General features: G+C 68.9%; 14 protein-coding genes and 1 tRNA gene. 9 read left to right on the top strand and 6 right to left on the bottom strand.

The genetic code is table 11. From position 1 onward, the window contains the following. Window positions 1-4: 4 nt before the first annotated feature. Entirely contained in the window at window positions 5-811 is an 807-nt protein-coding gene (locus tag FFK22_RS08755) for a class I SAM-dependent methyltransferase (RefSeq protein ID WP_186002381.1), read from the bottom strand. Between the two features lie 94 nt (window positions 812-905). Between FFK22_RS08755 and FFK22_RS08750 the strand changes: the two genes are divergently transcribed. The 4 genes from FFK22_RS08750 (at window position 906) to FFK22_RS08735 (ending at window position 3,188) form a co-directional block, all read left to right on the top strand. Further along, entirely contained in the window at window positions 906-1,364 is a 459-nt protein-coding gene (locus FFK22_RS08750; RefSeq protein WP_186002380.1) for a hypothetical protein, read from the top strand. Beyond that, window positions 1,361-1,672 (top strand): hypothetical protein, encoded by a 312-nt coding sequence (locus tag FFK22_RS08745; RefSeq protein ID WP_138886053.1) that lies wholly within the window; start codon window positions 1,361-1,363, stop codon window positions 1,670-1,672. The genes FFK22_RS08750 and FFK22_RS08745 overlap by 4 nt, the downstream gene beginning before the upstream one ends. A gap of 4 nt (window positions 1,673-1,676) precedes the next feature. After that, a complete protein-coding gene (locus FFK22_RS44385; protein ID WP_138886054.1) occupies window positions 1,677-2,447 on the top strand; it encodes a peptidoglycan-binding protein in 771 nt (256 codons plus the stop codon). A 75-nt stretch (window positions 2,448-2,522) separates the two neighbouring features. Beyond that, window positions 2,523-3,188 carry a hypothetical protein gene (locus tag FFK22_RS08735; RefSeq protein WP_143956806.1) on the top strand — a complete coding sequence of 222 codons (666 nt, stop codon included), beginning with the start codon at window positions 2,523-2,525 and terminating at the stop codon, window positions 3,186-3,188. On the opposite strand, the gene FFK22_RS08730 is transcribed toward FFK22_RS08735, so the two are convergent. Beyond that, on the bottom strand, window positions 3,185-3,442 hold the full coding sequence (locus FFK22_RS08730; protein WP_138886056.1) for a hypothetical protein: 258 nt from the start codon (window positions 3,440-3,442) through the stop codon (window positions 3,185-3,187). The two genes, FFK22_RS08735 and FFK22_RS08730, sit on opposite strands and share 4 nt — an antisense overlap. A gap of 488 nt (window positions 3,443-3,930) precedes the next feature. On the opposite strand from FFK22_RS08730, the gene FFK22_RS08725 reads away from it, so the two are divergent. Both FFK22_RS08725 and FFK22_RS42805 read left to right on the top strand, forming a co-directional pair. Beyond that, on the top strand, window positions 3,931-4,212 hold the full coding sequence (locus FFK22_RS08725; RefSeq protein WP_138886057.1) for a hypothetical protein: 282 nt from the start codon (window positions 3,931-3,933) through the stop codon (window positions 4,210-4,212). A gap of 107 nt (window positions 4,213-4,319) precedes the next feature. Further along, window positions 4,320-4,387 (top strand) — tRNA-Phe (locus FFK22_RS42805). A gap of 57 nt (window positions 4,388-4,444) precedes the next feature. On the opposite strand, the gene FFK22_RS08720 is transcribed toward FFK22_RS42805, so the two are convergent. Then, window positions 4,445-4,729 carry a hypothetical protein gene (locus tag FFK22_RS08720; RefSeq protein ID WP_138886058.1) on the bottom strand — a complete coding sequence of 95 codons (285 nt, stop codon included), beginning with the start codon at window positions 4,727-4,729 and terminating at the stop codon, window positions 4,445-4,447. Window positions 4,730-4,878: 149 nt separating this feature from the next. Continuing rightward, the gene (locus tag FFK22_RS08715; protein ID WP_138886059.1) at window positions 4,879-6,105 is read right to left on the bottom strand and encodes an MFS transporter; all 1,227 of its coding nucleotides are present in this window, start codon (window positions 6,103-6,105) and stop codon (window positions 4,879-4,881) included. A gap of 137 nt (window positions 6,106-6,242) precedes the next feature. Between FFK22_RS08715 and FFK22_RS08710 the strand changes: the two genes are divergently transcribed. After that, window positions 6,243-7,040, top strand: coding sequence for a helix-turn-helix domain-containing protein (locus tag FFK22_RS08710; RefSeq protein ID WP_138886060.1), 798 nt, complete (start codon window positions 6,243-6,245; stop codon window positions 7,038-7,040). Here the strand turns inward: FFK22_RS08710 and FFK22_RS08705 are convergent. After that, the gene (locus FFK22_RS08705; RefSeq protein ID WP_138886061.1) at window positions 6,998-7,969 is read right to left on the bottom strand and encodes a patatin-like phospholipase family protein; all 972 of its coding nucleotides are present in this window, start codon (window positions 7,967-7,969) and stop codon (window positions 6,998-7,000) included. The genes FFK22_RS08710 and FFK22_RS08705 overlap by 43 nt on opposite strands. Further along, window positions 7,966-9,486 (bottom strand): bifunctional UDP-sugar hydrolase/5'-nucleotidase, encoded by a 1,521-nt coding sequence (locus FFK22_RS08700; RefSeq protein WP_138886062.1) that lies wholly within the window; start codon window positions 9,484-9,486, stop codon window positions 7,966-7,968. The genes FFK22_RS08705 and FFK22_RS08700 overlap by 4 nt, the downstream gene beginning before the upstream one ends. Before the next feature lie 99 nt (window positions 9,487-9,585). Here FFK22_RS08700 and FFK22_RS08695 point away from each other — a divergent pair, with 99 nt between their 5' ends. Continuing rightward, window positions 9,586-10,938 (top strand): FAD-binding oxidoreductase, encoded by a 1,353-nt coding sequence (locus FFK22_RS08695; RefSeq protein WP_138886063.1) that lies wholly within the window; start codon window positions 9,586-9,588, stop codon window positions 10,936-10,938. Between the two features lie 90 nt (window positions 10,939-11,028). After that, window positions 11,029-11,757, top strand: a complete 729-nt coding sequence (locus FFK22_RS08690; protein WP_186002379.1) for a type 1 glutamine amidotransferase — start codon at window positions 11,029-11,031, stop codon at window positions 11,755-11,757. Window positions 11,758-11,767 lie beyond the last annotated feature (10 nt).

The following is an 11,767-nucleotide window of genomic DNA, read 5'->3' as shown; positions in this document are numbered from 1 at the left end:
GGATTCACCTCAGCCGGAACACGACCAGGAGATCGCCGACTTCGTTGGTCGAGATGTCCTGGTCATCCTGCCGGAAGTAGACGCGATCGACCCGGCCTCCGAACAGATCAAGGATCGCATCGACGGTCGGCAACCTCTCCGCTGAACCGACGATGTAGCCGGCCCGCTCTGCCGCGACCTGCTCAGGGGTCTTGCGGCCCCATTCGACGCCGATCGCGACTATGGCGCCTGGCTTGGCCACGCGGAGGATTTCATGGGCGGCCCGCTGCTTGTGATCGCTGTAGCTGATGACCCAGCCGGCCAGGATGATGTCGAATGAGGCGGCGGCGTAGGGCATCGCGTGCATGTCGCCGAGCTGGATGCGCGGCGAATAGGTGATCAGGTCCAAGCCGGTGATGTTGCGGAGCCGGAAGCCGTGGGCGACGAGGTTGAACAACTCGCCTTCGGTCCGCGGCCCGATGGACAGCACCTGCTGATCGCGCAGGTCGACCCGATCGCCGGCGGCTTGGGCGGCCAGTGGCCAGATAAGGCGCAGGGACCGCTCAACGTGCAGGTCAAGCATGCCGCGCAGGTTGTGGGCGACGGTGGTCCTGGCGACGCCGTCGGTCCCGGCTGTGGTGCGGAGCCGCCGCAGGATGAAGACGAACCAGACATAGCGGACGGCGCACACCATGAAGCGGAATAGTCGCACCCGCAGCAACTCGCTGGGCAGCCATGTCAACATCGGCAACAGCCAATTTTGCAGGGCCCGGCGCGCTGAGCGGCGGTGCTTGGTCGTGCTGCCGTCGGCACCGGCGTAATCGGTTGCCATGAAAATCCCCTTCGCAATGGAGGGATCATAGGGCCGCCGTCCTGTTCTGTCACGCCCGCCTCGCGCGGGCTTTTTCATGCCTGGAGGGGAAGGGATGACCTTGGACGTATCGCCGAGCCGGCCGGTTCGGGTGCCCATGTTCGTGCTCGGCCTGATCCTGGTCGCGGGCGCGTCGTGGGGCGGCGCTTACATGGCGCTGAAGGGAGAGATCAGCAGCATCGCCGCCGGCCAGGCGCAGGATCGCAAGGCTGCGGCGGAGAAGGAGTTGCAGGAGCAGCTCGCTTTAGGCGAAGCGAAGAAGGCCTATGACGAGTTCCGGGTCGGCATCCAGACCCGGGTCGGAACGCTGGAGCGCAGCGATATCGAGCAGGGCGGCGACATCAAGCGGGTGCAGCAGGATCAGAGCGCGCTGTTCGCCAAGCTGGAGGCGGTTAACAGCACGCTCGAGGAGGTGCGGCGGACGCTCGCGGTGATCGCCTCGACCGTCGAGAGCATCGACCGGGCCTCGTCCGCCCGGCTGCCGGGCGACCCGCCTGGGAGGGTGCGGCGATGATCCGCGCGACGCTCCTCGCCCTGGTGCTGGCCGGCTGCGCCGCCGGTGCTGGCGACAGCCCGCCAGCGATCGCCACCCTCGACGTGCCGGAGATTCTTCGCACCTGTCCGAAGGGCGGCGACGTGCCGTCCGCGCCGCCACCGCCGCGGACCGTCGAGCAGGTGGTTGATTGGGCCCGCGCGGTCAGCGCTGCCCAGGACCGCACCGAAAAGGCGCGTGCCGAGTGTGCCTATCGGCTGAAGAAGCTGAACGACTGGGCCGCCGCCAACCAAGTGGTGCCTGGCAACGTCCCCCTCACGACGGACTGATCCCATGCCGCACTTCACCATTGGCGCCGCCAGCCTGGCGGCGATCGCACTGCGCCCGGCCAACGCCCTGATGCACGCGCTGGTCGAGCCCCTGAATCGATACCTGTACGAGGCCGGCATCCTGGATGACCGGCTGCAGCTGGTACATTTCCTGGCCCAGGGCTGCCATGAGACGGCACGCTTCCGTACCCTCGTCGAGGATGGCGATCCCGAGTATTTCGAGCGCTACGACGGCCGGAAGGATCTGGGCAACACCGAGCCCGGCGATGGCTGGCGGTTCCGCGGCCGCGGGTTCCTACAGACGACGGGCCGCTTCAACTATGCCCGCGCGTCGAAGTCGTCCGGCATCGACCTGCTGCACAACCCCGACTTGGCGGCCGAGCCGGACACCGCCGTGGAGATCGCCGTTGCCTATTGGGTGACCCGGCATATTGCCGCGGCCGCGCAGCGCGACGACGTCGTTGCCGTCACCCGCCTGATCAACGGTGGCGAGAACGGCCTCGCGGACCGCAAGGCGGCGCTGGCCCGGGCCAAGGCGGTCTGGACCGATTCGTCAAGGCCGGACCGCCTGGCAGTGGACAGGATCGCCGCCTTGCAGCGCGCGCTCAACCGCCTCGGCGCGGACCCGCAGCTGAAGGTCGACGGCCATGCCGGGCCGCTGACCGCTGCGGCCGTGCGCAAGTTCCAGACCTTGCGCAGGCTGGTTGCCGACGGCATCGCCGGCCCAAAGACCTGGGCGGCGATCGAGGATGCGATCGCCCAGCTTGATGCCTGACAGATTCCACCCCGAACCACCGTCCGCCCGGCCTTCGCGCCGGGTTTTTTGATGCCCGAAGGAGGGGCAATCCGCATGGAGACTGTGACCCGCAAGTGGAGCGACATCAGCCGAAAGGTGATCTTTGCCGTGGTCGGCGCCATCGCCGCCGGCACCGCCACCGCGTCCGGCATGGACCAGGTGATCCTGTGGTTCTGGAGCGTTTTCAAGGCGATCGTGCCGGCGCTGCCCGACATGCCGGCCACGGTCGCCACCATCATCGGCACCGTGCTGGGCGCGGCGATCGGCGGCTACCTGCCGAAGGAGAAGCTGGCGCCGACCGCGATGATGAAGCCGGAGAGCGGATCGGTGCTGCGCAGCCCGCCCGTGGCGACTGCGCTCGCGTTCGGCGGCGCCCTGGCGGTGATCTTCTTTCTTTCTGGCTGTGCGCCTGCTGCTCGTCCTGGCCTTCCGCCTGCGCCGAACGCCGCGCTTTCCCAGCACATCGCCACCGCCCGGACGTATGTGACGTTGGCCGAGGCCGCGGCCGATACCTGCGTCGTGCTGCGGATCCCGTTCTGCACGATGCCGGCCACGCTGGAGGCGATCAAGACCGGGAAGGCGGTTGCGGAGGAGGCGCTGGCCGAGGCGCAGAGGCAGGCCGATGAGGGCCAGAGCGCGAGCCTCGTGCAGACGACGTTGCGGGTGGCGATGAACGCGGTGCTGCTGTTCTACTCGCTCAAACCGGAGGAGGACGCTTAGTCGCCATCCTCGCCCTCCGCCTTCAACTCCTCGCCGATCGTGCGCAGCAGTTCGGCCAGCTTGTCGGTCGACCGATCGATATCCGGGTAATGCTTGATCAGGTCCGCCAGCAGGGCTTCGAGCTCGGCCGGGTCATCCCGGCCGGGCTCGAGCTTCGCCAGCCTGATCTGCACCGCCTTGTGGACATAGGACCGCAGATCCCGAAGCAGACGCTCGGCTTCCTGCAACCTGGCGTATCCGTCATCGACGGCCATCGCGGCCCTCATCAGCCTCCGGATACCCTGCGCCCGGGTCCGCAAATGCTTCTTCGCGGACCACTTGGTGACGGCAGTTAATTCTGCCTGTGAGACGAGCAGGTGAACCCGCTCTGTTTTCAAGTCTTTCATATGCGCAACGTAGCGGTGAAACCTGTGCCGCAGAATGCGCTTGATCCTTTAAAAACATGTGCATACTCATAGAAAGTTATGTACTCGCAAGGGGAAATTTATGGTCATGTAGCGGATCGGAACGAACCGGACAGGCGATGCAAAGATGCGCGGCCCTTTGCTGCGAATATCCGGATAGTCCTAGATTAAGACAGCGGCGCCGGGTCCTTGTTTTGCCGACGCGAACCCGGCGCCACCAACCAGACCAACCCATGGGGAGGATTGATGAGGTGGGAGAGGATTCTAGTGTTATAGATAAAATTGTCCAGATTGATGGGGGGATCACCCGCCGACGCCTGCTCGCAGGCATTGCCGCCGTGGTCGTCGCGGGCGCGCCGGGCGTCACCAGGGCGGCCGGGCCGGGTGATAGGGATGATCCGCGGCGCGCCGCCCGAGACTATATCGACGGCCTGACCTCCCTTGGGTTCGAGCTGGTGGCCGGGCCGCCCGGCCGATGGTGGGAGCGCGAGCCGATGAGCATCACGCCGGCACAGCGCCTGCAGGAATCTGCGCTGCGGAGCGTCCTGGCCGCCGCGCCGGGCCAGCGCCGGGCGGTGCGCGACGAACTGGTGCGCCGCGGCATGGTGGTCCAGGCCTGAATTCATCGGCCGGACCGAGCAACCTGGGCCGCCTCGTGGCGGCCTTTCTGTTGAGCGGCGGAGACCAGAACTCCACATAAAACTCCACATACATCTATATCTTATTGATATTGTTTGATGAATAAAGGGATTGAAAATCCCCGTGTCGGCGGTTCGACTCCGTCCCTGGGCACCATTCTCTCTTCTTCATCAAGACCTTGACGATCGCAGCGGTGACTGCGGTCGCACAGGCCTACGCCCCTGGCGATGGCGCAAAGAAGCAGCGGATCGCGTGGGTCGATTTGCGGCAGATCCAGTACTCGCCGTCCTCGCTGCTCTGGGCCTTGAAGCGCGGCACGAATTCGCCGGTCGAGCGGATTCGGTAGCCGTCCGCATTCTCCTCGATATCGGAACGCGGCCAGGTCGAGCAGTCGTGGTCGCCGCAGCAATGGTTGACGGTGCCGTATTCGAGGTAGCGGCCGCGGTTGATCCAGCTGTCATGCGCCGAGGCCACCGTGGGCCCCAGGCCAACCGCCACGAGAATCACCCATGCCGGCGCTCGCCGCCGGTGCTCTTGTAGGCCCATCCGGATCCCTCCATCCGCTGATCAGCGGACCCACCAGGGATCAAGATAGGCCGAAGCGGACGCCGGCACAGCCGCCCGCGTCCGCTTCGCCGAGCCCGTCGCTATTCAGCCGGTGCGGCGGCCACCCGTCGCGGCCGCTCCAGGTCGGGCAGGAAGACCGTCAGCAGCCCGATCAGCGGCAGGAAGGCGCAGAGGCGATAGACGAAGCCGATGCTGGTCAGGTCCGCGACCTCGCCCAGCACCGCGGCGCCGATGCCGCCCATGCCGAAGGCGAACCCGAAGAACAGCCCGGCGATGGTGCCCGTCTTGCCCGGCACCAGCTCCTGCGCATAGACGACGATGGCGGAGAAGGCCGAGGCCAGGATCAGGCCGATGATGATGCTGAGGATCACGGTGCCGGTCAGCCCGACATAGGGCATGGCCAGGGTGAAGGGCAGCACGCCCAGGATCGACCCCCAGATCACGACCTTCCGGCCGAAGCGGTCGCCGATCGGACCGCCTGCCACTGTGCCGACGGCGACGGCGCCGAGGAAGATGAACAGGTGGATCTGCGCCTGCTGCACCGACACGCCGAAGGTCTGGATCAGGTAGAAGGTGAAGTAGCTCGTCAGGCTGGCCATGTAGACGTATTTCGAGAACACCAGCAGGCCGAGGACGCCCAGCGACAGCCCCACCTTGCCGCGCGACAGGGCGATCGGCTCCATCGGGCGGCGCGGCCTGGCCGCCATGCTACGCCGGTGCCGCTGGTACCAGGCGCCGACGCCGGTCAGCACCAGGATGGCGAGCAGGGCGGCGGCCGAGAACCAGCCGATGCTGGCCTGGCCGCGCGGCAGCACGATGAAAGCGGCGAGCAGCGGCCCGATCGCCGAGCCGATATTGCCGCCGACCTGGAACACCGACTGCGCCAGCCCGTGCCGCCCGCCCGAGGCCAGCCGGGCGATGCGCGAGGATTCCGGATGGAAAACGGCCGAGCCCATGCCGACCAGCGCCGCGCCCAGCAGCAGCAGCGGGAAGGTCGTGGCGACCGAGAGGATGACCAGGCCGATCAGGGTGAAGCCCATGCCGAGCGGCAGCGAATAGGGCTGCGGCTTGCGGTCGGTGTAGAGGCCGATCGCCGGCTGCAGGATCGAGGCGGTGAGGTTGAACACCAGGGTGATGAGCCCGACCTGGCCGAAATCGAGGCCGAAATCCGAGGCGAGCATCGGATAGAGTGCCGGCAGCAGCGACTGCATCATGTCGTTCAGCAGATGGCTGAAGCTGATCGCGGCCAGGATGGTGAACACCGTTCCGTCGGTGTCGGGCTTGCCGCCCAGGGTTCCACTCGTCATTCCAGGAGTCCCGATGGGCCACTGAGCGGCACATCCAAGAGGCACCCGGCGGCGGGAGTGCCGCCGGCTCGAGCAAGAATACGCCTTCCGGACCGACCTGCTTTCGTGCTTAGGTCTATTAGTTTTGAGAGTGGGCCATGGTCCTCCAAGCCACCATTTTCGATTATGAGGCCACGCCTCGAGCCATCGTCGCTCTCGGCAACGACCATCCCGCGCATTACGTGATCCTGCCGCACCGGCACCGGCGGTCGCAGCTGCTGTACGGCAGCAACGGCGTGCTTATGGCGCGGACCGAGCAGGGGCGCTGGGTGGTGCCGCCGGAGCGCGCCGTGTGGATCCCGGGCGGCATCATCCATGACGTGCAGCCGATCGGCGCGGTCAGCATGCGCAGCGTCTATGTCGAGCCCGACGCCGTTCCCGGCCTGCCGACCGAATGCCGCGTGGTCGGCGTCTCGCCGCTGATGCGCAGCCTGCTGATGGAGGCGGTGAACCTGCCGCTCGAATACGATCTCGACGGCCGGGACGGGCTGGTGATGGCGCTGATCCTGCAGGAGATCGCGCGCATGCCGGTGCTGCCGCTGAACCTGCCGCTGCCGGGCCATGCGGCGCTGGCGGCGCGCTGCCGGCGGTTCCTGGAAGGGCCGACGCCGCATGACACGATCGACGATTGGTGCGGCGCGTTGGGCATGAGCCGCCGCGCCTTCACCCGGCTGTTCCGTCAGGAGACCGGATTGAGCCTCTCCGCCTGGCGGCAGCAGGCCTGCCTGTTCGCGGCCCTGCCGCGGCTGGCGGCAGGGGAGGCGGTGACGACAGTTGCCCTCGACCTCGGCTATGACAGCGCCGCCGCCTTCACCACCATGTTCAAGCGCCTGCTCGGCGCGCCGCCCAGCCGCTATTTCGCGGCTGGGGCCGGTGCCTCCGGCCCCAGCCCGTAGGAGGTGACGCGCAGCGCCTCGAGGATATCGGGGACCGCCGCCTCTGCCGCCGCATAGCCGAGGTCGATCAACTCCGCTGCCCGGTCGAACTCGGCGGCGCCGATATGGCCGAGCTTGGGGTCGATCGCCACGTCCGGCGGCTCCGCCGCCAGGCGGGTGCGGCCCATGCGGTCGAGGATGATGTTGAGCGAGGCCATCATTACCCCGAACAGGCTCGGCATGTCCGGGTCGCGTCGGAACAGCTTGCGGGCGACGCCGTTGAGGCCGCCCAGCAGGCTGCCGCCCGGCATCAGCTCGAGGATGTCGAAGCCGGCGATGCGGGCATAGCCGCCCTCCGGCACCCGGGTCCGGCCCATGATGTCGCCGTTGAGGTTGACCGCGATCACCACCTCGGCCCCGAGCGCGCGGCAGAACGAAACCGGCACCGGGTTGACCAGTGCCCCGTCGACCAGCATGTGGCGGCCGATGTGGCGCGGCGGGAACACGCCGGGCAGGGCGTAGGAGGCCTGGAGCACCTCCGACACGCGGCCCTCGCGCAGGCAGACCTCGTGACCGGTGAACAGGTCGACGCAGACCGCGCCGAAAGGCACGCCGAGATCCTCGATCCTGAGGTCGCCGAAGCTCTGGTCCAGGAGCCGTCCCAGCTTGCGGCCGCTGATCAGGGCGGGCAGGCCGAGGCCGAAATCGAGATAGGAGACCATCCGCTTCCGGTCCAGCCCGCGAGCCCAGGATTCGAGCATGTCGAGCCGGCCGGAGAGATGGGCGGCGCCGGCCAGGGCGCCGACCGAGGTGCCGCACACCACCTGCGGCTGGATGCCGGCGGCGTCGAGCGCCCGCAGCACGCCGATATGGGCCCAGCCGCGGGCGATGCCGCCGCCGAGCGCCAGCCCCAGAACCGGCGGGGCCGTGCCGCCGGCATCCACGGTCATGAGACCCGCCGGATGCGGCCGTCGACCTTGGGCGCCACGGTCTTCATCGCGGTGACGTAGTCCATCACCACCGTCGCCATCAGCCGCGCGGCCGAGGCGTCGACCAGCACCTTGCCCTTGGTGAAGGCGGCATAGCCATCGCCGCCGCCGGCCATGTAGTCATTCGTGGCGACGCGATAGATCGTGGCATCGTCCAGCGGCTTGCCGTCGACCGTGACCGAGAGCACGCGGCTGCCGGGCGGCTTGGCCGGATCCCAGACGAAGGCGAGGCCGGAGACCTGCGGGAAGCGGCCGGCGACGGCTTCGACCTGGGATACGCCGTTCTCCAGCGCCGCCCGGATCTCGGCGCCTGTCAGCTCCAGCAGCACCGCGACATTGCCGAAGGGCAGCTCGGTCAGGATGTCCTTGCGGGTCAGCTGGGTGCCGGCGGCGATCAGCCGGTCGCCGCGGATACCGCCGCCGTTGATGATGGCGATCTGCGCGCCGGTGGTGCCCCAGCGCACGCCGTCGGCGATCAGGTTGCCCATCGTCGTCTCCTCGGTGCGGACGGCGCCGCGCTGGCTGTCGAGCTCGACCGAGGTGGTGCCGATGACGATGCCCAGCGCGTCGTCCAGCGCCTTGTTGAAGGCGTCGACCTTGCCCTGGATCTGCGGGTCGGGCTCGACCCCGGCGGTCGGGCGCACCTCCCAGCTCGGCAGTACGGCGATCACCGGCCCGTCCTTGGTGTCGCGGCTCAAGATCTCCAGCTCGACAACGCCGAGATAATGCGAATCGTAGCCGGCTTTGAAGATCAGGACGTTGTTCTCGTAGAACATGATCGGGTCGTGGTCGTGCCCGCCCAGCACCAGGTGCAGCCCCTTGACCGACTGCGCCAGCTGCCGGTCCTGGGCGATGCCGAGATGGGTCAGCGCCACCAGGATGTTGGCGCCCTCGGCCTTCAGCGCCTCGATTGCCTGTTTCGCCGTGGTGATGATGTCGGGGAAGCTGACATCCGGCCCCGGGCTCGACAGCACCGCCGTATCCGGCGTCAGGATGCCGAGGAAGCCGATGGTGTAGTCGCCGACCTTGCGGGTGGCGGTGGCGACGCCGCCGCCGAAGGGCTTGCCGTCCTTCCCCAGGACGTTGGCGCCGAGCCAGGGGAATTTCGACTCGCCGATGCGCTGCGACGCCAGCTCCGGCCCATAGTCGAATTCATGGTTGCCCCAGACCGCGTAGTCGACGCCGACGGCGTTGAACAGGTCGATCATCTGCGAGCCCTTGGTCAGGCCCGACATCACCGAGGGCGACAGCGTGTCGCCGCCGAAGGTGGTGATGCTGTGCGGGTTCTCGGCGCGGGCCTGCTTCAGCAGGGTGGCCAACTGGCCGAAGCCACCCTGGCCGCGCACCGGGCCGATCTCGTAGACGTCGTTGACGTGCAGGAAGGTCAGGCGCAGCGGGGCGGCGGCCGCCCATCCGGGCAGGGGGGCTGCGGCGAACACGGTGGCGAGCATGACCTGGCGGCGCGACGGGCCCTGCATGGCTGGATCTCCCTCCGAATTATGGTGCCAGAATGGACCGGCCCGCGGCCCGGTGTCATCCTCCGCGGCGTTGCGGATCGGTGACATGCGAGCGACCGGATGACCCAGGACAGCCTCTACCATCCGGCCACCGTCGACACCGCCCGCACCGTGCCGAGCTACTGGGAGGACACTGCCGGTCCCGCGCCCGCGGGCTGCGCGCCGCTGGCCGGCGACGAGGCCTGCGACGTCGCCGTGATCGGCGGCGGCTACACCGGCCTGTCGGCGGCGCTGCACCTGGCCCGCGACCTCGGCGTCGATGTCCGGGTGCTGGAGGCGGGGCCGATCGGCTGGGGCGCCTCCGGCCGCAACGGCGGTTTCAACTGCGTCGGCGCCGCCAAGCTGTCCGGTGGGGCGATGCTGCAGCGGGTCGGCCGCGACGAGGTGCGCCGCTACTACGCCGCCCAGGTCGAGGCGACCGAGCTGGTGGCGGCGCTGGCGCGGGACGAGGGCATCGATCTCGACCGCCAGGGCGACGGCGTCATCAGCGTCGCCCACAAGCCGAGCCGCATGCGCGAGCTGGAGGAGGATGCGCGCTGGGATCGTGAGGTCTCCGGCCTGACCTCGACGCTGTGGAGCCGGGACGAGCTGCGCGAGCGCGGCCATGCCGGGCCGGAGGCGCATGGCGCGCTGCACCACGCCGCCGGCTTCGGCCTGCATCCGCTGAAATACCATCGCGGCCTGACCCGCGCCGCCCTGGCGCGCGGCGCCAGGATCCACGACCGCAGCCGTGTCACCGGCTGGCGGCGCGAGGGCGGCGGCCACCGGCTGGTCAGCGCCGGCGGCTCGCTGCGGGCCAAGCGGGTACTGATCGCCACCAACGGCTATACGACGGATGGGCTGCATCCCTATCTCGCCGGCACCTTCCTGCCGGCCCTGTCCAACATCGTCGTCACCCGGCCGCTGACCGAGGCGGAGCGGGCGGCCCAGGGCTGGACCACCGGGACGCCGCTGTCCGACACCCGCAACCTGCTGTTCTATTTCCGGCTGCTGACGGATGGCCGGCTGCTGCTCGGCGCCCGCGGCGGCACCTGGGGCAGCCCGCCGGCATCCGCGCAGTACAGGCGCTGGCTGGAAGGCCGGATCGGCACCGCCTATCCGGCCTGGCGCGGCGTCGAGACCACGCATTTCTGGTCTGGCCTGGTCTGCCTGTCGGCCAATCTGACGCCGATGCTGGGACAGGTGCCGGACGACCCCGGCGTCTGGTACGCCCTGGCCTATCACGGCAACGGCGTGGCCAGCGCCGGCTGGGCCGGCCGCGCCGTCGCCCATGCCATGACCGGCAGCCCGTTGCCGGGCGTCGGCATCCCGGCGCTGATGGCGACGCCGCCGACCCGCTTCCCGCTGGGCGCGCACCGGCGCTGGCTGCTGAAGGCGGCCTATCTGAAGTTCATGGTCCAGGATCTCCTCTGACGCCGGGGCCGCCCCGCATTCTGCGCACTTGGCGATGCGGCCGGCCTGCCCGTAGCCTTGCTTCGGATTGGCCTTTGGGGGATCGACGCCGTGAACATCCTGACGCTGCAGAACAACGACCGCACCCCCTCGGGCCTGATCGGCGCGGCGATCGCGGAGGCGGGCGGGGTCGAGGACACGCGGTTCCCGGAGCATGGCGACGCCGTCCCGGCCGACGCCTCCGGCCATGACGGGCTGCTGGTGCTGGGCGGTGCCCAGTTCGCGGGCGACGATGACGCCCACCCCTATCTGCCGGCCGAGCTGGCGGCGATCAGGGCCTTCGCCGGTGCCGGCAAGCCGGTGCTGGGCATCTGCCTCGGCGCCCAGCTGCTGGCCCGGGCGCTGGGCGGGACGGTGCGCCGCCACCACACGCCGGAGGTCGGCTTCACCGCGATCGAGGCGACCGCAGCGGCCGAGGCCGACCCGCTGCTGCGTGGCCTGGCGCCGCTGCCGCGGCTGATGCACTGGCACTACGACACCTTCGACCTGCCGCAGGGCGCGACGCTGCTGGCGACCAATGCCGTCTGCGCCAACCAGGCCTTCATCGCCGGGCCGGGCCTGTACGGGCTGCAGTTCCATCTCGAGGTCTCGGCGGACATCGTCGAGGGTTGGGTCGATGCCTTCGCGGAATGGACCCGCGACCGGTTCCCGGAGTTCTTCGCCAGCTATCACGACCAGCTGGCGAACGGCCTGCCCGGCGCGGCGGTCTTCGCCCGCCAGGTCGGGCTGCGCTGGATGGACATGGTGCGGGCCCGGGCGGAGGGCCGGCAGGCGGCCTGAGGACGGGAAG

The sequence above is a fragment of the Mycobacterium sp. KBS0706 genome, assembly GCF_005938675.2.
GTDB lineage: Bacteria > Pseudomonadota > Alphaproteobacteria > DSM-16000 > Inquilinaceae > Inquilinus.
This window is presented reverse-complemented; position numbering and strand designations above follow the sequence as displayed.

Bases quoted from the DNA above. Each gene is read 5' to 3' on its own strand.
- FFK22_RS08755 (WP_186002381.1), bottom strand. From the start codon at position 811: ATGGCAACCGATTACGCCGGTGCCGACGGCAGCACGACCAAGCACCGC.
- FFK22_RS08750 (WP_186002380.1), top strand. From the start codon at position 906: ATGACCTTGGACGTATCGCCGAGCCGGCCGGTTCGGGTGCCCATGTTC.
- FFK22_RS08745 (WP_138886053.1), top strand. From the start codon at position 1,361: ATGATCCGCGCGACGCTCCTCGCCCTGGTGCTGGCCGGCTGCGCCGCC.
- FFK22_RS44385 (WP_138886054.1), top strand. From the start codon at position 1,677: ATGCCGCACTTCACCATTGGCGCCGCCAGCCTGGCGGCGATCGCACTG.
- FFK22_RS08735 (WP_143956806.1), top strand. From the start codon at position 2,523: ATGGAGACTGTGACCCGCAAGTGGAGCGACATCAGCCGAAAGGTGATC.
- FFK22_RS08730 (WP_138886056.1), bottom strand. From the start codon at position 3,442: ATGGCCGTCGATGACGGATACGCCAGGTTGCAGGAAGCCGAGCGTCTG.
- FFK22_RS08715 (WP_138886059.1), bottom strand. From the start codon at position 6,105: ATGACGAGTGGAACCCTGGGCGGCAAGCCCGACACCGACGGAACGGTG.
- FFK22_RS08710 (WP_138886060.1), top strand. From the start codon at position 6,243: ATGGTCCTCCAAGCCACCATTTTCGATTATGAGGCCACGCCTCGAGCC.
- FFK22_RS08705 (WP_138886061.1), bottom strand. From the start codon at position 7,969: ATGACCGTGGATGCCGGCGGCACGGCCCCGCCGGTTCTGGGGCTGGCG.
- FFK22_RS08700 (WP_138886062.1), bottom strand. From the start codon at position 9,486: ATGCAGGGCCCGTCGCGCCGCCAGGTCATGCTCGCCACCGTGTTCGCC.
- FFK22_RS08695 (WP_138886063.1), top strand. From the start codon at position 9,586: ATGACCCAGGACAGCCTCTACCATCCGGCCACCGTCGACACCGCCCGC.